The sequence below is a fragment of the Actinomyces sp. HMT 175 genome (assembly GCF_016694895.1).
Lineage (GTDB): Bacteria > Actinomycetota > Actinomycetes > Actinomycetales > Actinomycetaceae > Actinomyces > Actinomyces oris.
In genome coordinates this window covers 1,471,673-1,497,134 of record NZ_CP068012.1, presented here as the reverse complement: position 1 = coordinate 1,497,134, position 25,462 = coordinate 1,471,673, and the positions used below count along the sequence as shown (strand labels likewise).

At 66.9% G+C, this 25,462-nt stretch carries 21 protein-coding genes; 14 read left to right on the top strand and 7 right to left on the bottom strand.

Annotation, left to right across the window (positions count from 1 at the left end; genetic code table 11):
• Window positions 1-4 precede the first annotated feature (4 nt).
• The 3 genes from JJJ14_RS06435 to JJJ14_RS06425 are packed head-to-tail and all read right to left on the bottom strand — an operon-like array spanning window position 5 to window position 3,310.
• Window positions 5-760, bottom strand: a complete 756-nt coding sequence (locus JJJ14_RS06435) for a response regulator (protein ID WP_201445012.1) — start codon at window positions 758-760, stop codon at window positions 5-7.
• A complete protein-coding gene (locus tag JJJ14_RS06430; protein ID WP_201445011.1) occupies window positions 757-2,145 on the bottom strand; it encodes a sensor histidine kinase in 1,389 nt (462 codons plus the stop codon). The genes JJJ14_RS06435 and JJJ14_RS06430 overlap by 4 nt, the downstream gene beginning before the upstream one ends.
• Entirely contained in the window at window positions 2,138-3,310 is a 1,173-nt protein-coding gene (locus JJJ14_RS06425; RefSeq protein WP_201445010.1) for a DUF3866 family protein, read from the bottom strand. The genes JJJ14_RS06430 and JJJ14_RS06425 overlap by 8 nt, the downstream gene beginning before the upstream one ends.
• A gap of 68 nt (window positions 3,311-3,378) precedes the next feature.
• On the opposite strand from JJJ14_RS06425, the gene JJJ14_RS06420 reads away from it, so the two are divergent.
• The 9 genes from JJJ14_RS06420 to JJJ14_RS06380 all read left to right on the top strand — a co-directional run bounded on the left by JJJ14_RS06420 (window position 3,379) and on the right by JJJ14_RS06380 (window position 14,261).
• Window positions 3,379-4,425: a helix-turn-helix transcriptional regulator gene (locus tag JJJ14_RS06420; protein ID WP_201445009.1), complete on the top strand. Its 1,047-nt coding sequence runs from the start codon at window positions 3,379-3,381 to the stop codon at window positions 4,423-4,425.
• A 2-nt stretch (window positions 4,426-4,427) separates the two neighbouring features.
• The gene (locus tag JJJ14_RS06415; protein ID WP_201445008.1) at window positions 4,428-5,441 is read left to right on the top strand and encodes a helix-turn-helix transcriptional regulator; all 1,014 of its coding nucleotides are present in this window, start codon (window positions 4,428-4,430) and stop codon (window positions 5,439-5,441) included.
• A gap of 111 nt (window positions 5,442-5,552) precedes the next feature.
• Window positions 5,553-5,813 carry a Sec-independent protein translocase subunit TatA gene (tatA, locus tag JJJ14_RS06410; RefSeq protein WP_201445007.1) on the top strand — a complete coding sequence of 87 codons (261 nt, stop codon included), beginning with the start codon at window positions 5,553-5,555 and terminating at the stop codon, window positions 5,811-5,813.
• Window positions 5,814-5,858: 45 nt separating this feature from the next.
• Window positions 5,859-6,680 (top strand): twin-arginine translocase subunit TatC, encoded by an 822-nt coding sequence (tatC, locus tag JJJ14_RS06405; RefSeq protein WP_075404428.1) that lies wholly within the window; start codon window positions 5,859-5,861, stop codon window positions 6,678-6,680.
• Between the two features lie 49 nt (window positions 6,681-6,729).
• Window positions 6,730-7,701 carry a diacylglycerol/lipid kinase family protein gene (locus tag JJJ14_RS06400; RefSeq protein ID WP_201445006.1) on the top strand — a complete coding sequence of 324 codons (972 nt, stop codon included), beginning with the start codon at window positions 6,730-6,732 and terminating at the stop codon, window positions 7,699-7,701.
• A gap of 21 nt (window positions 7,702-7,722) precedes the next feature.
• Window positions 7,723-10,683: a DEAD/DEAH box helicase gene (locus tag JJJ14_RS06395; protein WP_201445005.1), complete on the top strand. Its 2,961-nt coding sequence runs from the start codon at window positions 7,723-7,725 to the stop codon at window positions 10,681-10,683.
• Window positions 10,684-10,741: 58 nt separating this feature from the next.
• On the top strand, window positions 10,742-11,659 hold the full coding sequence (locus JJJ14_RS06390; protein ID WP_201445004.1) for a DUF808 domain-containing protein: 918 nt from the start codon (window positions 10,742-10,744) through the stop codon (window positions 11,657-11,659).
• Between the two features lie 58 nt (window positions 11,660-11,717).
• Window positions 11,718-13,355, top strand: coding sequence for an apolipoprotein N-acyltransferase (lnt, locus tag JJJ14_RS06385; protein ID WP_201445098.1), 1,638 nt, complete (start codon window positions 11,718-11,720; stop codon window positions 13,353-13,355).
• A gap of 66 nt (window positions 13,356-13,421) precedes the next feature.
• The gene (locus JJJ14_RS06380; protein ID WP_201445003.1) at window positions 13,422-14,261 is read left to right on the top strand and encodes a polyprenol monophosphomannose synthase; all 840 of its coding nucleotides are present in this window, start codon (window positions 13,422-13,424) and stop codon (window positions 14,259-14,261) included.
• A gap of 8 nt (window positions 14,262-14,269) precedes the next feature.
• Here JJJ14_RS06380 and JJJ14_RS06375 read toward each other — a convergent pair whose 3' ends face one another.
• A complete protein-coding gene (locus tag JJJ14_RS06375; RefSeq protein WP_010615210.1) occupies window positions 14,270-14,629 on the bottom strand; it encodes an RNA polymerase-binding protein RbpA in 360 nt (119 codons plus the stop codon).
• Window positions 14,630-14,882: 253 nt separating this feature from the next.
• Between JJJ14_RS06375 and JJJ14_RS06370 the strand changes: the two genes are divergently transcribed.
• On the top strand, window positions 14,883-16,004 hold the full coding sequence (locus JJJ14_RS06370; protein ID WP_201445002.1) for a 6-phosphofructokinase: 1,122 nt from the start codon (window positions 14,883-14,885) through the stop codon (window positions 16,002-16,004).
• A 32-nt stretch (window positions 16,005-16,036) separates the two neighbouring features.
• On the opposite strand, the gene JJJ14_RS06365 is transcribed toward JJJ14_RS06370, so the two are convergent.
• Window positions 16,037-17,329 carry a GNAT family N-acetyltransferase gene (locus JJJ14_RS06365; protein ID WP_201445001.1) on the bottom strand — a complete coding sequence of 431 codons (1,293 nt, stop codon included), beginning with the start codon at window positions 17,327-17,329 and terminating at the stop codon, window positions 16,037-16,039.
• 24 nt (window positions 17,330-17,353) lie between these two features.
• A complete protein-coding gene (locus JJJ14_RS06360; RefSeq protein ID WP_201445000.1) occupies window positions 17,354-18,898 on the bottom strand; it encodes a hypothetical protein in 1,545 nt (514 codons plus the stop codon).
• A 567-nt stretch (window positions 18,899-19,465) separates the two neighbouring features.
• Here JJJ14_RS06360 and JJJ14_RS06355 point away from each other — a divergent pair.
• The 4 genes from JJJ14_RS06355 (at window position 19,466) to JJJ14_RS06340 (ending at window position 23,135) form a co-directional block, all read left to right on the top strand.
• The gene (locus JJJ14_RS06355) at window positions 19,466-20,578 is read left to right on the top strand and encodes an ABC transporter permease (RefSeq protein WP_201444999.1); all 1,113 of its coding nucleotides are present in this window, start codon (window positions 19,466-19,468) and stop codon (window positions 20,576-20,578) included.
• Window positions 20,575-21,324 carry an ABC transporter ATP-binding protein gene (locus JJJ14_RS06350; RefSeq protein WP_236592929.1) on the top strand — a complete coding sequence of 250 codons (750 nt, stop codon included), beginning with the start codon at window positions 20,575-20,577 and terminating at the stop codon, window positions 21,322-21,324. Before JJJ14_RS06355 ends, JJJ14_RS06350 begins: the two co-directional genes overlap by 4 nt.
• A gap of 44 nt (window positions 21,325-21,368) precedes the next feature.
• Window positions 21,369-21,992, top strand: a complete 624-nt coding sequence (locus JJJ14_RS06345) for an SGNH/GDSL hydrolase family protein (RefSeq protein ID WP_004564910.1) — start codon at window positions 21,369-21,371, stop codon at window positions 21,990-21,992.
• 111 nt (window positions 21,993-22,103) lie between these two features.
• Window positions 22,104-23,135 (top strand): LacI family DNA-binding transcriptional regulator, encoded by a 1,032-nt coding sequence (locus tag JJJ14_RS06340; protein ID WP_201444998.1) that lies wholly within the window; start codon window positions 22,104-22,106, stop codon window positions 23,133-23,135.
• 83 nt (window positions 23,136-23,218) lie between these two features.
• Here the strand turns inward: JJJ14_RS06340 and JJJ14_RS06335 are convergent, their stop codons facing one another.
• Window positions 23,219-25,270, bottom strand: coding sequence for a sucrose-specific PTS transporter subunit IIBC (locus JJJ14_RS06335; protein WP_185989579.1), 2,052 nt, complete (start codon window positions 25,268-25,270; stop codon window positions 23,219-23,221).
• Window positions 25,271-25,462: the final 192 nt, after the last annotated feature.

Genomic DNA, 25,462 nt, shown 5'->3' with positions numbered 1-25,462 from the left:
AGAGCTACCGCGGCTGGACGAGTCCCGTGGTCAGAGCATAGATGACGAGCTCGACCCGGTTATGGCAGCCCGTCTTGCCCAGGATCGTCTTGACATGGGACTTGACCGTCGACTCAGCCACATGGAGCCGTTCACCAATACTGGCGTTACTCAGCCCCTGGCACACCAATGCGAGTACGGCGTCCTCTCGGCTGGTGAGAGCCTCGTAGGGGCCCGACGGCGCCCCCACAACGGGCACGGCCCCATCGGTCGGTGCCGACGAGGAGGCCGACGACGACGGGGCATCAGGCCCGGTACCTGCATCAAGGTGCGCCAGAACGGTTCCGGTGACGGCCGGATCCAGCCAGGACCCTCCGCCGGCGACGACGCGGATCGCCTCCAGCAGCGTCGTCGGCTCGGCGTCCTTGAGGAGAAAGCCGTGGGCGCCGGCACCCAGCGCCGCCAGGACGAGGTCCTCATCATCGAAGGTGGTCAGGACCAGGACCCGCAGAGCGGCGGTGGCAGGTGTCGCACGCAGCTCGCGAATGGCACTGACCCCGTCCAGGACCGGCATCCGCAGGTCCATGAGCACCAGGTCGGTCCCTCCGTGGGGACCGGTGGCTCGAGTGGTCAGCCCCTCGATGGCCTGACGCCCGTTGACGGCTTCCAGAACCACTTCCATATCGGGCTGTGCGGCCACGAGAGCGCTGAAGGCACTGACCAGCAGCGGCTGATCGTCGACAACAGCCACCCTGATAACACCAGTCGTCCTGGTCGTCATCTGCAGTCTCCTGATTCTGTCTCGCCGGCGGTCATGGCGCTCGCGGGCAGCTCGAGCGGCGCCACCGGGAAGTCGACGTCAATGGTGAAGAAGCTGTGGTCCCCGTTGTTGTGGATGCCGTGGGTCATGGTTCCGCCCACGAGCCTGAGCCGCTCCTCGAGGCCGACGAGCCCGCTGCCACCGAAGGGGGAGTGCTCTGCGACGTCCGGCACCGGGTTGGCGACGTGAAGGTGGCAGGAGTCCTGCGACAGTGTCAGGCTCAGCTCGATCTGGCCGGTTCCGTGCCTGACGGCGTTGGTGAGGGTCTCTCCTACCAGACGCACGAGGGTGAGGCGTTGTATCGCAGACCACGCCGAGTTGCAACGCTCCAGGACCTCCGGTTCGGGAAGCACGGCGCTGATCCGGCTCCCCGAACTGCGAGTGGTCTCGATGAGGGCCGGGATGGTCCGCAGGTCCGCCAGGGGAGTGATCTCGCCGGCGTCGGAGCGCAGCACGGAGACGAGCTGGCGCACGGAGGCCAGGGAGGCATCGGCCGTGTCACGCACCGTGGTCAGGGTGCTGCGCAGCCGTTCCTCGCCTCCCAGGGCCAGGCCGGTGGCGGCCTGCACCTTGATCGTGGTGAGGCTGTGGCCCACCAGGTCGTGGAGCTCTCGGGCCAGGCTGAGGCGCTCGGCCGCAACCGCCTGGGCCGCGGCGATGCCGACGTCGAGGGCTTGGTTCTCGGCGATCCGGCGCCGGGAGGAGGCCAGCAGGTAGGTGAGTACCACGGCACCGACGAAGACCAGGCTGGAGAGTGCTCTGACCAGGAGGATGGTTCCGTCCCAGCCGGAGCCTGTCGTCGGGTCGGCGTCTGATTCGTAGGGCGGGGTGTAGGAGGCGAGGGTAACGGGGTTGACCAGGGCGCCGGCCAGAGCCAGCAGGAGTGCCGCCGTGCCCCAGCGCCGGTCGGGCTCCCAGCGGGTGACGGTGTAGAGACTGGTGATGGCCGTGGCGATGATCGGGTTGAGGCCGAGGTTGACGGGGGAGAGGACCACGAGGATCGCGTAGGCCGCCAGCAGGGCGTAGGTCGCGATGAAGGAGACACGCAGGAGACGCAACCGTCCGAACTGCGTCAGTGCCAGCGCCAGACACAGGGCGAAGTCCGCAACATAGATGGCATAGCCGCCGAAGCGCAGGATGAAGGTGACTGACTCCAGTGCGAAGGCGAGGAAGACGATCCCGAGGGCGAGATCCACGACTGGGATCGAGTAGTGTGCCCAGCGACCTCCTCGTCCCGGCACCATGCGGTGACGGGCCTGCCAGTCGTAGGCTGCTGACAGACTCGCTGTCGTCGGCAGCACCGCGCTGCGGGCCGTCGCGCCCGGTTGGCCGTCTCGATCAGCCATGTGCCGTTCCTTCGTCAAGGATCTGGCGCGCGTGGCGACCGGCCGCCGCTGCGGCGATGAAGGCGGCTGCATCCTCATCCAAACCTCGTCGCATGGTGGACAGCCTGACCCCGGTCTGCGCCTCCGCCTCCCGCAGCAGCTCCAGGAGTCCGTCAGCGGGGACCTCGACGAGTCGGTGCTGCCCGGCACCCGGCCGGGGCGCGCACAGGGTCTCGGCCTCCTGACGCACCTGTGCCCCCAGCGGCCCCTCCAGGTCGGGGACGACGACGTCGGCCCCCGCCAGCGCTACCCGCCCGTAGGCCGTCATCGAGTGGTGGGACACGCCCCGGTGGCGGGCGCGGGCATCGGCCTGGGAGACACGCAGGCAGGCCACCGGATGCCCGCCCAGCGCGGCGACGGCGTTGATGGCGTCCCCGCAGGCCACCCCGGAGAAGCCCCAGGGCGTCTCGGTGCCCAGGTTCCCGGGCCCCTGGATGACGATGGCGGCGTCGGCGCGCAGGACGTGACGGGCCGCCAGGAGCGCGTTGTGAACGCTGACTGCCTCAATGTCACCGCCCCAGGCCTGCCCGGCCGTGATGGTCCCGGTCAGCCACCCGGCCTGGCTCAGGGCGGCAACGACACGTGAGTAGGCCAGGGGCAGGGCCCCGCCGTCGGTCATGATGTAGGCGACTCGTGGCTGCTCCTGGCTGTCGGGGGAGCGCAGCCCGGCGAGCACCGCCGGCAGGCTCGAGTGCAGGTCGGCAACCACCACCGGCATCCCCTCCAGATGGAGGCTGCCGATCGGCTGGGACAGCAGGCCGTGGTGGGCCGTGCCCTGCTCGTCAACGCCGGTGACCATCACCTGGTCCGGCATGTAGCGGGCCTTGACGAGGTGCCCCTCGCGCGGAGGATCGGGGGGCAGGGCGTCCAGGCGAGAGCTGACCATGGCGTGCCCGCCCGTGCCCAGGGCGCGGTCGAGGGCTGAGACCTCCAGCCTCACCCGCTCGGCGGCGCCGGGCAGCCCGGTGAGGGCCTCGTAGGCGACCGCGCGGATCCGCTGGCCGGGCAGCAGGGCATTCGCACCATTCGGGGCTCCGACGATCTCCACGTCCAGCTCGGTGCAGGATCGCCCCGCGGGTCCCCATGCCGTCCTGGTCCCGGTCACTACGCCGTCGCGCCACATCATGGCGGCAGACTATCCGGGCGCGCGCGTCACCAGCCGCAGGCCACCGGTTTCTCCTAGGCTGGGGCACCGTGAGCCAGTCGACCCGTAGCACCGAGGAGCGCCTGGTGAGCCTTTTGCTCACCTTGCGCAACACCACCACCGGTCTCAGTGCCGAGGAGCTCGTGGCCAGTGTGCCGGGATACGGCTTGGCGGACCCCTCCACCAATCCGCTCTCGGCGCGCCGCAAGTTTGAGCGGGACAAGGACACGCTGCGCGAGCTCGGTATCGAGGTGACCACCACCGGGCGCCCCGAGGAGCCCCGGTACCGGGTCATCGAGGAAGACTACACTTTGCCCGCGCTGCACCTGAGCGCCGAGCAGGCCGCCTGCCTGGGCCTGGCTGCATCCGCCTGGCGCGACGGCGATCTTCCCGCCACGGCCCGGCGGGCCCTGACCAAGCTGCGTGCCGTCAGTGAGGGACCGACCGGAAGCAGCTCCGCCGGCCTGCCGGTCCTCACCGCGGACCTGTCCGGTGAGGAGATCCCCGAGGAGCTCCTCACCGCGGTCGACGAGCGCCGCCTGGTCACCTTCGACTATGTCTCGGCCCGCTCGGGCAGCACCCGGGCCCGCACTGTCGAGCCGCACCACCTGCGCCTGGCCGAGGGCGCCTGGTACCTCGACGCCGTCGAGCCAGCAGGCGCCCACCGCCCAGACGCCAGCAGGCAACCGGAGGAAGCGGAAGGAACCGCTGTCAGGCTGCTGACCTTCCGACTGGCTCGCATCGCCGGTTCAGTCACCGTCCATGGGAGCCCCGGAGCCTTCACCCGGCTTCCCGCCAAGTCGCCCAGCCGCCGGCGTGCACTGCTCGCCGCTCTGCCGGGGCGGGCTCTGGGACTGCGTCTGGCCGGGGCCCACCTCGATCCGGCTCAGGCCCTGCAGGCAGAACTGCCTGCTCTGCCCGCGCACCTGGAAGGCCGTGATCTCATCGCTGTCGAGTACGAGGATCCCTTCTCCTTCGCCGGGACCGTGGCCGCTCTTGGCGATGCAGTTGTCGTTCTCGTCCCTGACTCCTTGCGCCAGGCGGTCCTGTCCCACCTGCAAGGCGCGGCTGGGCTCACGGCACCGGAGGGGGAGTGACGATGGCTCGCGTATCCGCCTCCGACCAGCTCACGCGACTGCTGGCGCTGCCCGCCTGGGTTGCGGAGCACCCCGGCGTGACCGTCGCGGAGGCCGCCGAGCACTTCGGCGTTACCCGGGCCGCCATTGAGCGCGACGTCAACACGCTGTGGGTCTCCGGCTTGCCCGGCGGCATGCACGGGGACCTTGTGGACTTCGACGCCGCGGACTTCGAGGCCGGGCGCCTGCGCCTGTCCGAGCCGCTGGGGCTGGACCGCCCGGTTCGGCTCACCCGGCAGGAGGCGATCTCTCTGCTCATGGCGCTCAGGGTGCTCGCCGACCTCCTGGCCGACGACGAGGCCTCCGCACCCGTCATCGCCTCCACCCAGCAGGCGGTGACCGCCCTGCTCAGCTCTAGCGCCTCCTCCGAGGACTCCGACGCGCGCGCCGATCCGGGAACCGTCACCACCGGCCCAGGGCCCGCACACGCAGGACGTTCCAGCCGTACGTCCCGGATCCTGGCCGTTGTGCGCTCCGCCCTGCAGGACAGACGGCGCCTCCACCTGGTCTATGTCTCCGCCACCGACACCCCTTCGGAGCGAGACGTCGATCCCATCACCCTGGAAAGTGATGGATCACATATGACGCTGGTGGGTTGGTGCCTCAGTGCCCAGGCCGAGCGCAGCTTCCGCCTGGACCGGATCACCGCGGCAGAGGCGCTCGACACCCCGTCCGTGCGGCATCGCGCCTCACGCAGGACGAAGCAGGCCGCGGCCGATCACTATGCGGGCAACAAGCCTCGTGCCACGCTGGTTCTCCAACCGACGGGCCGTTGGCTCGCCGAGCAGGTCCCGTGCCTCTCCCAGGAGGAGACCGGGGACGGCAACCTTCAGGTGGTCGTTGAGGGACGCGATCGCTCCTGGCTCATCGGCCTGGTCCTCTCGGCGGGTCGCCATCTCGTGGCGGTGGAGCCCCCGGAGCTCGCCCAAGAGGCGGCAGCAGCAGCTAAACAGGCTCTGACCTCATACGACTGCTGAGCCTTGTCCCGTCCGCCTTGGGGAGAACCGTCAGGACCCTCGTTCTGAGGCTCCCGCCAGGGAGGCTACACTCAGCCCGTATCGATAGCCCCTACCACAAGGAGCAGCGCCGTGAACCTCTTTAAGCCGTCGCACATCATCTTCCTGCTCATCGTCGTCATCCTGCTGTTCGGCTACAAGAAGCTGCCTGACATCGCCCGCAGCGTGGGCCAGTCCATGAAGGTCTTCAAGAAGGAGGTCAAGGAGCTGCGCGACGACGACTCCAAGGACTCCCACGCTCAGATTCAGCAGCCGCAGGAGGGCACCTACTACACCGAGCCCACCCAGTCCGGCCAGACCGCTCAGAGCGCCGAGGGCTCATCCCAGAAGTGATGTCATCCGGCCAGAGCCGGTGACCTGCAGATGAAGGAGGCCGCGGTGCCCAAGCTCCCTCAGATCAAGCGATCGAGGCGCAAGGACAACCCCGAGGCGCGCATGTCCATCGGGGACCACCTGCGCGAGCTGCGCCAGCGTCTCTTCGTCTCCGCCGCGGGCGTCATGGTGATGACGGTCGTCGGTTACCTGGTCTACGAGCGGGCCTTCGCCCTCATTACCCGGCCCATCGAGCAGGCCAATGCCAAGGGCGCGCACCTCACTCTCAACTTCGACACGATCCTGGCCTCCTTCGATATGAAGCTCGAGGTGTCGATCTGGCTGGGAGTTCTGCTGTCCTCACCGTTGTGGATGTACGAGTTCTGGGCCTTCGTGGGACCGGGCATGACCCGCAAGGAGAAGGCATACACCTGGGCCTACGGCACGGCCGGCCTGTTCCTCTTCCTCGCCGGCGCCGGCCTGGGGATCTGGGTGATGCCGCACGCGGTCTCCATCCTCACCAGCTTCATCCCTGACGGCCCCACTGCCGGAGTGATCGGGGCGAATCTCTACCTGTCCTTCGTCATGAGGCTGGTCCTCGTCTTCGGGATCGCCTTCCTCCTGCCCGAGCTCCTCGTCGCCCTCAACATGCTCGGGCTCATGCAGGGAAAGACCATGCTCAAGGGCTGGCGCTGGGCCATCATGGGCATCGTCACCTTTATGGCCATTGCCAACCCGCTGCCGGATCCATGGTCGATGGTCTTCATGTCCGTTCCCATTGCCGGCCTGTACTTCCTGGCCTGCTTCATCTCCATCAGGCATGACAAACGGGTGGAGAAGAAGCGTGCTGAGCTCGATGCCGAGCTCGAGGCCGCCCTGGCCGAGTAGCCGGGTGCTTCACCCCGTCCCTGCCTGACTTGTCCCACCTTTTCCTTCGATGCGTATCGCTCTGCTGTCCAACCCCTCTTCGGGACGAGGACGTCATGCGGCCGCCGACGACGTCGCCCGCCGGATCCTGACCGGGGCCGGCCACGAGGTCCTTCACGTGCGTGGCAGCTCCTACGAGCAGGCGCGTGACGCAGGACGGGCCCTCCTGGGGGACGGGCCGCATCGGAATGTTGAGGCACTGGTGGTCGTCGGCGGGGACGGCATGGTCCACCTGGGGGTGGATATCGTCGCCACGACGGGTGTTCCCCTGGGCATCGTGGCCACCGGCACCGGTAACGACATCGCCCGGCACTTCGGTCTGCCCAGCCGGGACGCGGAGGCCTCCGCCCGCCTCATCAACCAGGCGCTGTCCGGGAAGGGCGCCATCACGGCGGTCGACGCGATCTACGCCTCCCGCCCCGATGGCACTCTGCTCGCCCCGCAGCGTCGCTGGTCCCTGGCCGTGGTCAGTGCCGGGGTGGACGCCGCCGTCAACGCCCGCGCCAACACCCTCTCCTGGCCGGCCGGCGAAGGACGTTACGTGCGCGCCTTCACCGCCGAGCTCGCGACGCTGGCGCCTTACGGTTACCGGGTCACCACCGACGAGGGCACCTGGGAGGGGCCGGCGCTCCTGCTGGCGGTGGCCAACACCCGTTACGTCGGCGGCGGCATGGACCTGGCGCCCCAGGCCGACCCCACCGATGGCCTGCTGGAGGTGCTGCGCCTGGATCCCGTGGGCCGCACCCACCTGCTCGTCCTCTTCCGCCGGCTCTTCCGCGGCACGCACCTGACCGACCCAGTCGTCCACGTCGAGCGCAGCCGCACCGTCACCATTGAGGCGCTCACTGAGCGAACCGGCCGTGATCGGGGCCTGCGCCCACCTCCTCACCCCTTCGCCGACGGCGAGCCGCTGGCCGAGCTGCCCCTGCGCCTTGAGGCCATCCCCGACGCCGTCCGGCTGCTCCTACCGGCTCACGACTGATCCGGCCCGTAAGGTGTTGCCATGAGCTCACCAGCCGAGCGCTATGCCGCATCTCGACGTCGACAGGCCGCCTCCAGCAGTGAGCTCGCCCGTTTTGCCCAGGGCTACGACTTCCCCCTCGATCCCTTCCAGGAGGAGGCCTGCGGCGCCGTCGAGCGGGGAGAGGGCGTGCTGGTCGCGGCTCCGACGGGCGCCGGCAAGACAGTGGTGGGGGAGTTCGCCGTGCACCTGGGCCTGGCCCGGAGGCTCAAGACCTTCTACACCGCCCCCATCAAGGCGCTGAGCAACCAGAAGTATCTGGACCTCGTGGCCCGGCACGGTCAGGAGCGGGTGGGGCTGCTGACCGGTGACACCTCCGTCAACCCTCACGCGGACGTGGTGGTCATGACCACCGAGGTGTTGCGCAACATGCTGTACTCGGGCTCGCGTGACCTGGACCGGCTGGGCTTCGTGGTCATGGACGAGGTCCACTACCTGGCTGACCGCTTCCGCGGGCCGGTGTGGGAGGAGGTCATCATCCATCTGCCCACCGAGGTCCAGGTGATCTCCCTGTCCGCCACGGTCTCCAACGCCGAGGAGTTCGGCGACTGGCTCGGCCAGGTACGCGGCAGGACCGCCGTCGTCGTCTCCGAGGAGCGCCCCGTCCCGCTGACTCAGCACATGATGGTCGGACGCCGGCTGCTGCCGTTGTACTCCCACCCCGCGGAGGTACCTGAGCAGTCCGACCAGCTCGACCAGTCCGAGCAGACTGAGCCAGAGCGGCAGGCGGAGCAGACGGGGCAGCCCCCGCTCAACCCCGAGCTGCTCAAGGCCGTCAAGCAGGCCCGGCGTGCCGCCGCCTCCGGCGGCGCTTCCAAGAACAGCTACCGTGGCCGCGGTGGCGGTTCGGCCCGAGGGCCGCAGCCCTGGAAGCGCTCCGCCCGAGGGGGCCGGGCGCCTCGCCGCGGCGAGGGGGGAGCCCGCACGGCCAGGTTGAAGCCGCCTTCGCGACTTCAGGTGGTCACGGCTCTGGAGGGGGCGCGCCTGCTGCCCGCGATTGTCTTCGTCTTCTCTCGGGCGGGCTGTGAGCAGGCCGTCCACCAGGTGGTCAGCGCCGGGGTGGACCTGACTACCGAGGCCGAGGCGGCCCGAATCCGGGAGGTCATCGAGCGGCGCACCGCTGACATCCCCTCCGGCGACCTGGGGGTCCTCGGTTTCCACTTCTGGGCCCACGCCTTGGAGCGCGGTGTCGCGGCCCATCACGCGGGGCTGCTGCCGGTGTTCAAGGAGACGGTGGAGGAGCTCTTCAGCGCGGGCCTGGTCAAGGTCGTCTACGCCACCGAGACCCTGGCACTGGGGATCAACATGCCCGCCCGCACCGTGGTCCTGGAGTCGCTGCGCAAGTGGAACGGCTCGGCCCACGTCACCCTCAGCCCGGGGGAGTACACCCAGCTGACGGGGCGGGCCGGGCGACGTGGCATCGACGTGGAGGGCCACGCCGTCGTGCTGGCAGCCGACGACGTCGAGCCGGCCACGGTCTCCTCGCTGGCCTCCCGGCGCACCTACCCGCTGGTCTCCGCCTTCCGCCCGACCTACAACATGGCCGTCAACCTGCTTGAGCGCATGCCGCGGATGCGGGTGCGTGAGGTGCTCGAGCAGTCCTTCGCCCAGTTCCAGGCCGACCGTGGCGTCGTGGAGCTGGCCGCTCAGGCTCGCCGCAAGCGCCGCAGCCTGGAGGGCCTGGAGAAGGACATGACGTGCCGTCTGGGCGACTTCCGCGAGTACGCCTCCCTGCGCCAGGCCATTGCCGACGCCGAGGCGGACCTGTCGCGGGACAAGTCCGCGGCGCGCCGCAGCGAGACGGGACGGACCATGAGCTCACTGGGACGCGGAGACGTCATCGTCTTCCGCAAGGGGCGACGCCGCCGCCACGGCATCGTCCTGGAGGTCGGTGCCGACCGGACCGGGACCCCCACCATCACGGTGCTGGGGGAGGATGCGCGAGTCGTCGCCCTGACCCCGGACACGGCACCGGACGGAGTGATCCGCGTGGGCGCGCTGCGGGTGGCGGACTCGGTGGACCCGCACCGGCCCCGGGACCGGGACCGGCTCGTTCAGCGTCTGGTCGACGCACTGCGTGCCGGGGACCTGGAAGGGAGCGGTAAGCGCACACGCACCCGCTCCGGCCGCGCCCAGGCCCGCCGCGACAGCGCGATCGAGAACCTTGAGCGCCTGCGCCACGAGATGCGCTCCCACCCCTGCCACGGTTGCCCCGACCGGGAGGAGCACGCCCGGGTGGGCCGCAAGTGGTCTAGGGCCCGGGCCGAGGCCGAGCGCCTCCAACGGCGCATTGAGACCCGCACCGGCACCATTGCCCGCCTCTTCGATGCCGTCTGCGAGGTGCTGCTCGACCTGGGCTACCTGCGCCCGGTGGACCGGGGCCACCCGGAGCGTGAGCTGCGGGTCACCGGTGCCGGCAAGGTGCTGGCCCGGATCTACGCCGAGCGGGACCTGCTCATCGCCGAGTGCCTGCGCACGGGAGTCTTCGAGGACCTCAGCGCCGCGGAGCTGGCCGGGGCACTGAGCGCCTGCGTCTACGAGCCGCGACTGAGCGCACAGTCGATCGGGCTGCCCGTGGCGCCCGGCTCCAGGCTCGGCCAGTGCCTGCGCGCACAGCTGGGGGTCTCACACCGAATCCACGACCTGGAGTCCCTGGCCCGCATCGAGGCCTCCTCGGGCGCGGAGCCGGCACTGGCAGGGGCCGTCCAGGCCTGGTGCGACGGCGCGCAGCTGGCGGACATCCTGGACGCCACGGAGCTGACGGCGGGGGACTTCGTGCGCTGGTGCAAGCAGCTGCTCGACGTCGTCGGGCAGATCGCGAGCCTCTCACCGCCACCGGATGCCACCCCCGAGCAGGCCAGGGCGGTCACCGACCTGTCGATGCGCGCCGCCGAGGCCTCCCTGGATCTCAATAGGGGAGTGGTGAGCTGGTCGGCCGTGTGACGCGGCGGCTAGTACTCTCGTTCCAGCCGATACTCCGGACGACAGGACTCATGCCCCTATGTCAGGCTTCTTCGCCCTTCTCGACGACATCGCCACGCTCGCCAAGCTGACGCTGTCCACCGTTGACGACACGGCCTCCATGGCCGTCAAGACCTCGGCGAAGGTCTCGGCGGCCGCCGTCGACGACGTCGCCACCACACCCCAGTACGTCACCGGCATCACCCCGGACCGGGAGCTGCCGATCATCAAGAAGATCACACTGGGCTCGCTGCGCAACAAGCTCCTCATCATCCTGCCGATCGGCCTGCTGCTGACGGCCGTGGCGCCGTGGCTCCTGCCGGTGGCGCTCGTCATCGGCGGCGCCTACCTGTGCTTCGAGGGTGGGGAGAAGATCCTGGAGCGCTTCGGCGGCGCTGCTCACGCCAAGGAGGAGACCGGCCCGGTCGACGAGGCCCAGATCATCCGTCAGGCCATCACCACGGACTTCGTCCTGTCCACCGAGATCATGCTGCTGGCCCTGGCCGAGGTGGAGGGGGAGTCCTCCATGCGGCGCATCATCGTGCTAGTCCTCATCGCCCTGCTCATCACCTTCGCCGTCTACGGCCTGGTGGCGGCTCTCATCAAGCTCGACGACGCCGGCGCGCACCTGGCCGGACAGGGCCGCACCGGCGCCATCCGCTCGATGGGCCGCGCGATCGTGAGGTCTGCGCCGCTCCTCTTCCACGGCATCGGAATCATCGGGACCGTGGCGATGCTGTGGGTCGGCGGTCATATCCTGGCGGCCAACCTCGCCAAGGTCGGTTTCCACCCGCTGCACCACGCCATCGAGTGGGCCGAGGAACTCACCCACAACCCGGTCCTGTCCTGGATCACCGGAACAGCCATGTCCTGCCTCATCGGAGCCGTCATCGGCACCGTGCTGGCCCTGGCCTGGCAGCCCGTGCATCACGCTCTGGCCCGCCGTCACAAAGGTTAACTATCAACATAGCCGTATGCTTCACCGCGTGACAGTGCCCTCTCGGATGCCCTCCCGGATGCTCTCTCGGTCCCCCGGCTGGCTTCGCCGATCAACCCCGGCGGTGGTGGCGCTGCTGGCGGGGCTGGCCACCTACACCGCCTTCCCCCCGATGAACCTGTGGTGGTCGGCCCTCATCGGGGTCGGGACCTTCATGCTCCTCATCCGCGGACGCCGCTTCTGGGCGGGCACCGGTCTGGGACTGCTCTACGGCTTCGGCCTGTTCACTCCTCTGCTGCACTTCACGATGGTGGGCATGGGCAACCCGATCGGCTGGATCGCGCTGACGCTCTTCGAGTCCCTCTACCTGGCCGCACTCGGCGGGGCCTGGTCCCTGGTGAGCCGCCTGCCACTGCTCCAGGGGACTGCCCGGCAAAGTCGGTTCACGCGGCATGTGCCGGCCGGAGCGGCCAGTGTGCTCTGCTTCGCCGTGCTGTGGTCCGGGATGGAGGAGCTGCGCTCGGTGTGGCCGCTGGGAGGTTTCCCCTTCGGGCGCCTGGCATTCGCCATGGCGGATGCCCCCGTCCTGCCGGCGGCGGCCTATCTTGGCAGCGCCGGGGTGGGGCTGCTGGTGGCACTGGCGGCCGCATGCCTCGCCCATGCAGCTCGCTCCATCTATGAGCGCCGCGCGATGCCGGTCCTCGTCTGCGCAGCAATTGCAGCGGCTGTGCTCATTGCGCCGCGGACGCTGCCACTGGAGACGCGCGCTGAAAACGGCACCGTCCGAGTCGGAGCCGTCCAGGGCAATGTGGCCACCGACTTCGAGGACGCCTTCAACCGGGCCCTGGAGGTGACCGGTAACCACGCCAAGGCGACCAAGCAGCTGGCCGCCGACGTGGGCCCCGGCAGCCTCGACATGGTCATCTGGCCGGAGAACTCCGCGGACCTGGACCCTCGCGACTACCCGGCCTCGGCGAGCATTGTCGATGAGGCCGCCCAGGCGGTCCAGGCGCCGGTGCTCGTGGGCGCGGTTCCTGTTGTCGGCGACATCCGCTACAACGACGTCCTCATCTGGAATCCCGGAGACGTCTCTGGCAAGACGGCTCATCCCTACTACCGCAAGCACCGGCCCGTGCCCTTCGCGGAGTACATCCCCTCCCGTTCTCTGGTACGGCGCCTGACCACCCAGGTCGACCGGGTCGGCATCGACATGCTGCCCGGCACCGGTCCCAGCACCCTGACGGTTCCGGCCGTTACCCAGGGCCGGGACGTCACCTTCGCCATGGGCATCTGCTTCGAGGTCGCCTACGACGACGCCCTGCGCACCGGCGTCGAACAGGGCGGGCAGGCGATCATCATCCCGACGAACAACGCCTCCTTCCTCGACTCCGGGGAGGCCGCCCAGCAGCTCGCCCAGGGCCGTGTCCAGGCGGTGGTCCATGGCCGCAGCGTCATCCAGGCCTCCACCGTCGGCTATACCGCGATCATCAACCCCCGCGGTGAGGTCGAGCAGGTCACCCGGCCCTACACCCAGGCGAGCCTCGTGGCCAATGTTCCGCTGCGCAGCTCGCAAACCGTCGCCGACCGGCTCGGTGCCGCCCCCGGCATCATCCTCCTCGCGAGTGCAGGGCTACTGGTGGGAGCCGGTATCCTGAGCCGGCTGCGCTCAGGGCGGAAGGCAGCGGCTGCCGCCGGGGATCGCCGGCGTCGTCGCTGATCTCAGATAATCTCAGGGCGCCGCCACTAGCCTCGGCGCCACACGACCCCAACCTTGGAGACAGAAGTGAAGGCACTCGTCGTCATCCCCACCTACAACGAGATCGAGTCCCTGCCCACGGCACTGGACCGGGTCCGCGAGCACGCTCCTGAGGCGGACATTCTCGTCGTCGACGACGGTTCTCCCGACGGCACCGGCGACTACGCCGATACCCGTGCCGACGAGGACTCCCACATCCATGTCCTGCACCGCTCGGAGAAGAACGGGCTGGGCCCGGCCTACCTCGCCGGGTTCTCCTGGGCACTGGCCGCCAGCTACGAGCTCATCGTGGAGATGGATGCCGACGGCTCCCACCGCGCCGAGGACCTGGCCCTGCTCATCCAGCGCGCCGAGATGGCCGACGAGCCGGACCTCGTCATCGGCTCGCGGTGGGTCTCCGGCGGCGCCACCGAGGGCTGGGACGCCAAGCGCGTGGCCCTGTCCAAGGCCGGGAACCTCTACATCAACGCCATGCTGGGGCTGCGCGTCAAGGACGCCACCGCGGGCTTCCGGGTCTTCCGTGCCTCGATCCTGCGCCGCATGGACCTCGGGAAGGTCGAGGCTCTCGGCTACGGGTTCCAGGTCAACATGACCAAGCTGGTTGACGAGATCGGCGGACGCATCGTGGAGATGCCGATCACCTTCCTGGAGCGGGAGGCCGGGCAGTCCAAGCTCTCGGGGGGCATCTTCACCGAGGAGCTGTCCCTGGTGACCCGCTGGGGTGTGGCCAAGCGCTCCGGCCAGCTGCTCGATGCGGCCAAGGTCGCCGGGAGCAGGCTGCGCGCCGCCCGCGACAAGCGCCGTCGGGCCGCTGCCGGGTACCAGCAGCAGCGCCCGACGAGCTCATCGCGACCGAAGCGCTCCTGACGGCTTTTTCAGCCGCTGACCCGCTCGCGGTAGACCTCGCCGCTGCGCAGCGCCTCGAGGCGCTCGTTGAGGAGAACTTCGAGCTCGTCGACCTTGCGGCGCTCCAGGAGCATGTCCCAGTGGGTGCGCGGGGTCTTCTTGGGCTCGTCGGGCTCGGGCTCGTCCTCGCCGCGCCGGGCGGCGAGCTGGCCGCACTCGGGGCACTCCCAGGTAGGAGGCACCTCGGCCTCGGTGGACATCGGGATCCTGGTGACGTGCGCCATCGGGCACTCGTAGCTGACGATCATCCGCTCGGCGAACTCGACGCCGTCCTCCGACTCCATCGACTTCGCGCCAATGGTCATGCCTCGCAGTGCGCGGTCTGCCATGCTTGTGGTCTCCTTGTGGCTCGTCTCTCGTCGTGTCCCGGTTCTGACGGAGCATGCGGCTACCGCGCAACCTCCAGGGCACCGGTGCGTCAACGCCGAAGGAAGGTGCAGTGTTCCCGTTGGGTTCCCACTGGGTTCCCCGTCATCGACGCGATCAGGGTAATGATGATACCGGTTGGCGTCTAACGCGGCGTCGTCGATCCGTTTCAGTTAGCGCCTGTGCGGACCAGCAGGGACCGGCATACTTGGCTTCATGGCTCAGCGCATCGGCATTCTCACGGCGGGCGGCGACGCCCCGGGACTCAACGCGGCGATCCGAGGTTTCGGAAAGGCGGCGATCCAGCAGCACGGCTGGGAGCTCATCGGCTTCCGGGACGGCATGCGCGGCCTGGCCGAGAACCGCTTCACTGAGCTCGACCCCGCCGCCCTGTCCGGGATCCTCACTACCGGCGGAACCATGCTGGGAACCAGCCGGGACAAGGTACATCGGATGATGGTGGACGGCGAGCCCCGGGACATGGTGCCCACCATCGTGGACAACTGCGAGAAGGACGGGATCGACGCCCTCGTCTGCCTCGGCGGGGGCGGGACCGCGAAGAACGCCAAACGCCTCATGGATGCGGGTCTCAACGTCATCCACCTGCCCAAGACCATCGACAACGACATCGTCCACACCGACTCCTCCTTCGGCTTCGCCACGGCTTTGGAGATCGCCACCCAGGCCGTGGACCGCCTGCACTCGACGGCGCACTCCCACCACCGCATCATCCTCACCGAGATCATGGGGCACCGAGCCGGCTGGCTGGCCCTGGGCGCCGGCATCGCAGGTGGGGCGGATGTCATTCTGCTGCCGGAGATTCCGTACTCGGTGGACGCGATCGCGGACAAGATTGAGCGGCGCCGCTCCCACGGGTCGTCCTTCTCCGTGGTGGCCGTGGCCGAGGGGGCGCTGTCAGTGACGGATCACGCCGAGCTGGAGCACGCCCGCGCCCTGGTCAAGGACGCATCAAGTCCCGAGCGCAAGGCGATGGCCAAGCGTGGCGTCAAACGCCTGGAGGCCTCCCACCGCGCCAACACCTTCACCCTGGCCGAGCAGCTGGAGAGCCTGACCGGGCTGGAGGCGCGCGTGTCCATCCTGGGATACGTCCAGCGCGGCGGCTCGCCCTGCGGAGCGGATCGTCTCCTGGGCACGCGCCTGGGCGTGGCCGGAGCCAACGCGATTGCGGAGGGCCACTTCGGAGTCATGGTCGCCGACCGCGGTCACGGCACGGAGCTGGTGCCGCTCAAGGAGGTGGCCGGACGTACCAAGTTCGTTCCGGCCAACCACGAGTGGATCCAGGCCGCTCGCGCCGTGGGGACCGCGCTGGGGGACTGACGGCCCCGCCCTGAGCGGCGAAGAGTCGGGCTTCAGCCGGCCAGGAGCGGCCCCGGAGTCCAGGCGATCTCTCCTGGGCTTACACCGGTGGGGGCGTCACCGGAGACGATGACGTCTGCGCGCCGCCAGGGACGGTCCTTGGCGAAGAAGAGGCGCTCGCCGGCCATCCACCAGTGCCAGAAACGCACCGACTCCTCGGCGTCGCCGTTGACTCCCTCAGCGATGTCCCGCTTGATGCCGCGGCGCTCGGCCACGTCGTCACCGGTCTGAACCCATACGTGCGCGTCAATGAGGCTGCGCACTGCGGCCAGACCCGCCCCGGTCCCCTCGACGAGGACCAGGGGAGAGCCGGCTGGGATCCGGATGGAGCCCTCACGGCCGTGCTCGCGCCACTTGTCCGGGACCAGGTCGAGGCTGCCGGCCCGACGCAGCTGAGTCAGGGTGTCGACGTACAGCTGGTCCCAGTCATAGAGCGGCTCGTTCCAGATGAGGTCGTCCAGGTGAAAGGCTTGCGCGCCGGGGACGGCTGCGGCCAGCGCCGTGGTGAGCGTGGTCTTGCCCGATCCGCCCCTCCCGTCGACGGCGATGATCGCCGGCCGTCCCTGGGGTGTGCCGACAAGGCTCAGCAGGTGCGCCACAAGGTCATCGGTGGTGCTGACCTGCCACTGGAGGACGGCGGGTTCCTCGGGCTGAAGCTCGATGGACTGGTCGGCATCGACCCGTCGGTGGCTGTCGCTGTCGGCGGGCTTGATCTGGTCACAGCACATGGTGGGTCCTTTCAGGCAACGGCTCATGAGGGTCAGGTCGAGGATCTGACCATGCTTCTCGCCGGCCTGCGGGACAGTGCCGACAGTGGTGAAACCATAGCGCTCGTGCAGGCGCACCGAGGTCGCGTGACCCGCCTCGATGAGAGCGATCATCGTGCGGTCCCCGGCCCGCCGTGAGGCCTCGATGAGGGCGGCGAGGAGCCTGGCACCAAGACCTTTGCCCTGCGCCGCAGGGCAAAGGTAGATCGAGTCCTCAACGGTGCGGGCGTAGCCCTCGTAGGAGTGCCAGGGACCGGCCACCGCGAAGCCGACGACGTCCTGCGGCCTACCGCTGACGTGAGCGACGAGAGCCGTTCCGCGCTGCACCATGGGGGCCAGCCAGGCCTCGGCCTCGGCGTGGTCCTGCTCGATACTGGTCCAGATGGCCAGAGACTCCCGCACGGCGGCGTTACGGATCCGGCGGATCGCGGGGGAGTCCGACATCGTCGCCGGACGGATTCGGTAGGTACGTGCCGCCTCCGCATTAGAACTCAGAAAACTACCAAAATCGCCATTCATGAACTGGGATTCTACCTCTCCGCCTCAGTAACGGCGGCCGTAAGTGGACTTGCACTGGCCTCCATAGGTCATCGCGTAGTCCCTGTCTCCACATCTCTTCCCAAAGGATTCAGCGTACGTTCCTGACGGAGACGCCAGGTAAAGTGCGTCACAAGCCTCCATATCTCCGTCATCACATTGACTGAAGTACATGTCGTTCGATACAGAAGCGTAGTGGTCCCTTCTCCATTCTAATCCCTGAAGTTGATCCGCAACATCAGCGACGACAAGCACTGGCACGGCAACAGCCACTGAACTAGTGATCGCCTCAGACAGATCATTCGCATCATCCGAATCAACACCAAGATCGCTAAGAGTCCTAGAAAGACCATCTAGTGCACCTTTCGAGGGCTTGAGACTGAAAATATTGACGATAGTTTTCGACGTCGAGACATGCCAGGTCCCTTCAACACTGTCAACCACAACACCAAGACGTTCCGGATTGGCAAGCTCGCGAGCGAAGTCGGCAGAGCCGGTGTTGTTCTGATCGGCAGAAGTAGTCACGTCAACTTCTCCGCCCTTAAACTCTAGCGTCACCTCATTGTTCTCATCGCCAGAGTCGAGAACAATTTTAGAATTGCCCGGTCGCACTACCGTCCTGCTATCACCGATATCAGATGATTCCAGCGACCAGTCAATACGTACTCGCCTCGATAAAGGCTCTGAGTAGCGACTGTCATCGTCTATGAGGGTTGGTCCATACACCATGGCAAGACGTCTTTCCGGAAGTGCGATGAGATTAGTCACCTCAGGCTTCAGGAGATCACTAGGACGGCGCGCGCTCAAGACCGCCTCAGTCAACTGCTCAACGGCCTGTTGAGCAGTCTTAGCCCCTTCCGCCTCATTGAAATTCGCCAAGTAGTCAGGAGCGTCTATCTCGGAGTTGAGCTTGACTCGGTTTCGATATGACCACTGGGCTAAGGTCATCAAAGGCGATGCATACCATCTTCCCGACTCCCGAACCACGACAATTTCAAGCGGGAAACTATCAGAAAGGCTTTTGGCGACATCCCCTTTAAATTTAGCGCCAGAGAAATCTAAGTCATCAAAGTAACGACCCTCATCACGACTCAGCGACGAACCTTTGAATTTTTGGTACCGAGTCCGCAACGTGGACGCAAGATTCTGTCCGACATCAACGTTCAGCTTCCAGGAAGAAATCTTAACGACAGCCAGATCGTCAGATTTATGATCCACATCATAGGTCATAGTCGAGGATGTGACGCTGATAGCATCCAGATACTGGTTGATTGCTTCAGCGGAAAACAGTGAGTCAGGTCCTGCCGATCGCCCTCCCACCTTACTCTTACTCTTACCGCTTCCAGCATTTTTGACAGCATCCGCAGACTCAGAGATAGTGTCAACCTCACCAGGTGAGAGCATCTTAAACACAGTGGTAATGTCTTTACTTGGAATCGCACGAGATATAGAGTCGATGACTGCCTCGGGAGACGACGCACCTCGCTGATAGAAATGTGCATAGATTGCGTAGGTGCCACCTCCCACTGCGATGACAGCAACGATGACCACTGTGATAATTCTGCGTATTTTCGATTTCGTCACTCTCTGGGACGGCAATTCTGGCTCGGACGTGACATCTGTCGATTTCTGCGAAGCAGGCGAAATGGCCACCGGGGCAGGGTCAGAGGTAGAACTCGAGAGGTTCGAAGGATCAGGCATGGCTTCTCCACCTACACATAAGAATGTCGGAACTTCCGACCTGTCCAGTGTATGTAAGAAGCCATCATCGCGACACAACTGAGCCTGTATTATTTCTTATACAGTTCGGGGGCAGCAGACTGCGGTGGAGGAAGAAATACAGTCGTCAGTATCCAGAGCAGAGCCGCAGCCCTAAGGGAAGGACCATTTTGGAATCAATCCACCCCAGTCGTCGTACGCCGATAATGCACATTATGTCATTCTTGCAGGAGCGACACTCTCCCGCGACACGCGGTAGGAACTGGGCGGCGTCCTGCCTGGTCGCCACCCCTAAGGCGAGCGCTACCCCGAACCCTCGACCTTGCGAACCTCTCGCGGCATGTAGCCTTCACGGAGTGCGCCAGCTGGCCCGCTGCCGACTATCCCTCAGGGAGCCCCATGTTCCTCGCGCTGCGCGAGATCCGCCACGAACCCGTGCGCTTCACGCTCATCATCTCTGTCATCACCCTGGTGGCCTACCTCACATTTTTCTTGGCCTCCTTGGCTGTGGGCCTCGCCCACCGTTACCGCGCCGGCATCGACGGCTGGAACACCGCCAGCGTCGCCGTCACGGACACCTCCAACGAGAACCTCTCCGCCTCCCGTCTGAGCGACAAGCAGCTGGAAGCGGCCACGGCCCTGGCCAAGGACAACGGAACCACAGCCTCCGCCCTGATGAGCACGGCCGCTGTTGCCCAGGCACCAGACGTCAAGGACGAGGACGGTGAGGCGCTGCGTGAGGACGTCTTCGCCTTCGGAATCGATCTGGACGGACAGCTCAGTCCGCCTGTGGCCGACGGGCGGACGATCTCCACCCCCGATAGCGAAGTCCTCGTCGACGACTCGCTGAAGGCCAAGGGACTCGCGGTTGGTGACACGATTCGACTGCTGGGCTCTGACCACGACTGGACCGTTGTCGGATTCACCCATGACACCACCTTCCAGGCGGCTCCCGTGGTGACCATGGACAGCCGGGCGTTGCGCCAGCACGGCCCCACCAGCCTGTCCCCAGCCGTCTCCGCCGTCGTCTTCACCTCAGACCTGACCACCGACAGCAAGGCCACACAGTCCGCCAAGGACGCAGGACTGACGATCCTCACCACCGAGGAGCTCGTTCGCACGCTCCCCGGCTACTCAGCCCAGGTCCTCACCTTCAGCCTCATGATCGGCTCACTCATCATCATCGCCTCCACAGTGCTGGGCATCTTCATCTACGTGCTGACGCTGCAGAAGAGACCGGTCCTGGGCATCCTCAAAGCCCGCGGCGTCCCCACCGGCTACCTCATCCGCTCCGGATGCGCCCAGACCCTCGTGCTGTCGGTTACCGGCATCGGCATCGGCCTGCTTCTGACGATGGCGACGTCCCTGGTCCTCCCCCGCGCCGTGCCCTTCAGAATCTCCGCCGTCCTGGACCTGCTCATCGTCACGGCATTCATCGCCATCTCCGTCATCGGAGGCTTCATCTCCGTCCGGGTCATCTCCCGCATCGATCCCGTGGAGGCCATCTCATGACCGCATCACCAGCAGCAAGTGGAGCGGCAACCCCGGTCATGTCCCTGGAGACGGTGACCCGCGACTACCGTCAGGGCGATGAGACCGTTCACGCCCTGCGCAGCACGGACCTCACGCTGCGCGCTGGCGAGCTGGTGGGGATCCTGGGCCCCTCAGGCTCCGGGAAGTCCACGCTCCTGAGCATCATGGGCGGCCTGCGCACTCCCTCGAGTGGCACCGTGACGATCTCCGGTCAGCCCTTCTCCAGCCTGCCGGAGAAGCAGCGGGCCAGGCTCCGACTTCGGCGCATCGGCCTCGTCCTCCAGGCCTCGGGGCTGGTTCCCTTCCTCAGGCTCAACGACCAGTTCAGCCTGCACGACCGAGCGGCACGAACGCAGGGCGACACCGACCGACGGGACCATCTGCTGGACTCACTCGGCATCACGAAGCGCGCCCACGCCTACCCCTCGGAGCTCTCCGGGGGCGAGCGTCAGCGCGCCGCCATCGCGGTGGCGCTCTACCACGACCCGGACATCATCCTGGCCGATGAGCCCACCGCCTCCCTGGACACCCGACGGGCTCAGGACGTCGCTCATCTGCTTGCGGACCAGACCCACGAGCTGGGCAAGGCCACGGTGATGGTCACTCATGACGAGCGGCTGCTTCCCGTATGCGATCGGGTCCTGGCGATGCACGACGGTGTCCTGACCGAACAGGACGCACCCAAGGACAGCGAGGGCCAGAGCGGTTCACGCGATGACCGCTGAGCAGCGCTGGCTCCTCCCGGCATGGAGAACTACAGTCGGTAGCCGTGTCCACGATTCCGCACTCCGACCACTTCCCCACTGCTGTCTTCCTCGGTGACTCCATCACCACCGGTTGGCGAGCCCTGAGCCATCCTCGTAATCGCTGGACCTCGCTCGTGTGTGAGCATCAGCGGTGGCGGGAAGTGAACCTGGCGGCGGACGGCCTGGGCTTCTTCGCACGACGTGGGGGCCACCTGCCCGGCGGGCAACGCTCACCGTCGTGCCGTGACACCACCTGGCTGGAAGCGGTCCTGCGTTGCGAGCCCGACATCGTCACGATCAGCCTGGGCCTGAACGATGCCGCCTTCCTCCCCTCTCAGCGTGAGCTGGTCGAGCAGGCGATCGACCATGACCTCAGCTTCATCTCCACACGCCTGCGGGGCGCGCCGGTCATCATCGCCCCCTACTTCCCCTCCCTGGAGGTCGGTCCGCGTTTCCAGGCCATCCGCCGTCTCGTGCACGAGAAGGCCACGTCCCTGGGTCTGACCTCCACCGATGCCTTGAGCACGGCCATCGACGGTGACGAGGACCGCCTGGCCATCGACCAGATCCACCCCGACGACGCCGGACACGCCCGGATGGCTCGCGCCATGATCTCCTTCTACGCCGAAATCCTGCCCGGCTCGTAACACTTCCACTCACGTTTACGCAGGTCAGTTGGGTAATGACCCCCTCGAGGCATATGCTTGGCAGCAGATCGCACTCACCGTGACCGACTGAAGGAGCTCGAGGACCCACTCGTGGAGTCACACCGCGAACCCACACTGGCCGATGTCGCCCAGGCTGCAGGCGTCTCGCTGACGACAGTCTCCCGCGTACTCAACAACCGCGGCTACCTCTCCCAAGAGACACGGGAGCGGGTGGCTGAGGCGATCGCTCAGCTCAACTACCGCCCCAATCAGATCGCCCGAGCATTGCACGGCAAGTCGACGCATTCAATCGGGCTGATCGTCCCCACCGTCGCCCTGCCCTTCTTCGGCGAGCTGACCGAGCATGTCGAGGACTTCCTCGCAGAGCGCGGCTACCGGACCTTCGTCTGCAACTCGATGGGCAAGGCGGATCGGGAGCGCGAGTACCTCGACCTGCTCGTCTCCCACCGGGTCGATGGCATCATCTCCAGCGCCCACAATGACGGTCTTGCCGACTACAGCTCGATTCACCTGCCCTTGGTCAGTGTGGATCGGGACCTCTCCCCCATCGTCCCCAATGTCCGCTGCGACAACGAGGCCGGCGGTCGGCTCGCCGCCGAGCACCTGCTCAAACGGGGGGCGCGTCGTCCGGCCCTGCTGACGTCTCGCACTGGAATCCACAACCTGAGGGAGAAGGGGTACCGCCAGGTGCTCCAGCAGGCGGGGATCGAGCCGGTGGTCTTGACCGTCGACTTCAACACCCCCAACAGTGAGCGCCCCCGTCTCATCCGCGAACGGCTCGACCTCGTGGTCGACGACATTGACGCGGTCTTCGCGACCGACGATCTGGCTGCCGCGCAGGTGATGGAGTGGGCTGCCGAGCGCGACCTGCGGATTCCGGACGACTTCAAGGTGATCGGCTTCGACGGGACGGTCGCCATGCGGCATGCCCTGCCGGCGCTGACCACGATCCAGCAACCCATCACCAAACTGGCACGGGCAGCAGTCGACCTGCTCCTGAAGCGGATCGACTCGGCCACCGCTGTCTCCGCGCAGAGCACGCACTCGGGTGGTCCCGGGGTGGAGGACCTGCAGGCCCCCTCCCCCATGCCGGTGAAGCTGCTGCCCGGCCGTACCGCCTAGTGATCCGTTGACGATGCTCGTGGGCCCCGACCATCCAGGTCGGGGCCCACGAGCATCCGAATCACGGACGATCCTTGACTGGATCAGGCTTTGGCCTGAGCGGCGTCGGCCTGAACATCCGTTGTGTCGGCACCGGGGTCATCGGCCTTGCGCACGACGTCGAAGAGCGCATCACCTCGGTGAATCGTTCCAGCACCGTGCTCCTCGATCCCCTCGTAGCCCTGGGCGTTGGAAACGACGATCGGGGTGACGGTCTGGTAGCCGGCGGCTCCGACGGCGGCCCAGTCGACGTCCACCAGCGGCATGCCCCGCAGAACCTTGTCGCCGGCCTTGACCTTGGGGCTGAAGTGCTTGCCCTCGAGCTGGACGGTGTCCATGCCAACGTGAATGAGCAGCTCGACTCCACTGGCGGATCGTAGGCCGTAGGCGTGACCGGTCGGGAAGGCCACGAGGACCTCGCCGTCGACCGGGGAGACGACCGGCCCCTCGGCGGGTGCAATGGCCATGCCCGGACCGAGCATGCCTGAGGCGAAGGTCTGGTCCTCCACCTCGGACAGCGGGATCGCACGTCCCTGGATCGGAGCGGTGACGGTGAAGTCCTCAGTGGCCTCAGCGGGCAGCTCGACGGTCTCGGCGTGCTCGGCCATGGCCTCGGCCTCCAGGGCGGCCTCATCGGCGTCGACGTCATCGCCGGCCAGGGAGGCCTTACCGCGGGTTGAGGCGTAGGCGTAGGCGGCGGCGAAGGCAATGATGATGGTGAACACCTCCACGGCGAGGTACTTGGGGATGTCCGTTGTCCGCATCGACACGAAGCCCACCATTCCCGCAGCCCCCAGGGAGTGCGTGCGCAGGTCGAGCAGGGACACCAGGATGCCTCCGATACCGGCTGCCCCCATTCCGATGAAGAAGGGCCAGCGCAGTCGGAGATTGACACCGAAGATGGCGGGCTCGGTGATACCGAAGAGCGCGGAAACACCACCGGCTCCTGCGAGCCCCTTCATCTTGGCGTCGCGGGTCTTGAGGAACACGGCCAGAGCCACGGCACCCTGAGCGACATTGGCCATGGAGGCGATCGGGAAGATGAAGGACCCACCGGTACTGGCCTTGTCAGCGATGAGCGGCAGCTCCACCGCCGGGAAGGACTGGTGAAGACCGGTGACCACGATCGGAGAGTAGACGATGCCGAAGAGGAAACCACCCACGGGACCCGCCGTGTTGTACAGCCAGTCCAGTCCGTCCGTGATCCAGATCGACAGCTCGCGGGTGAGCGGTCCGACGACGATGAAGGTGAGGAACCCGGTCACCAGCATGGTGAACAGCGGCGTCAGCAGGAAGTCAGCGGTCCCGGACAACCGCTTGTGAAGCCACTTCTCCACCACGGACAGGATCCAAGCCACGCACAGCACCGGGATGACCATGGCCTGGTAGCCGATCTTGGCTACTTCCAGTCCGAACAGGGACCAGGTCGACGACTCCCCGGTGTACTCCCAGAACTTCGCCGCCGCCTCCGGGTCGGACATGCTGTAGGCGGACAACAACGATGTTGAGACCATGGCCGCGCCCATAGCAGCGCCGAGATAGACGTTGCCGCCGAAGCGCTTGGTCGCCGAGTAGCCCACGAGCACCGGCAGGAAGGCGAAGGCCGACGCCGAGATCATGTTGATGAGGGCCGCGTAGTCCTTGAGCCAGCCCCAGCGCTCCGTCAGCGCCTGGTCACCGAAGAGGCCCTGGGCGGTCAGGACGTTGTTGAGGGCCATCATGAGACCGCCGGCGATGAGGGCGGGAAGAATCGGAACGAAGATGTCCGCGATGGTCTTGATGAAGCGGGATAGCGGGTTGCCGCCCTTGGCGGCCTGCTCCTTGGCCTCGTCCTTGGAGACCTCCTTGACCCCTCCGGTTCGGATCATCTCGGAGAAGACGAGGTCGACGTCTCCGGGTCCGACAATGATCTGGAACATGCCGCCCGCGATGAAGGTGCCCTTGAGGTCGGGATCCTTGTCGAGAGCCTTCTGGTCGACCTTGTCCATGTCATTGAGGACAAGACGCAGACGCGTTGCGCAGTGCGCTGCTGCGTTGATGTTGTCGGCGCCACCGACGTACGTCAGGACGTCCTTCGCCACGCGGGCGTGATCCATTGCCACCCGGAGGTTTCCTTTCTCGTGATGGGGCCGCAGCACCTGGGAGGGCGGGGAAACCCAACGGTCGGGATCATCGCTGACTCCCTGCAGCCACACCTATGTCAATCGATCGTCACATTACAGTGAGTTAGAGCACCCTGCAACCGGAGAGAAGGGTCCGGATCTATTCCCCGCCTTCGCCCTGCTCAG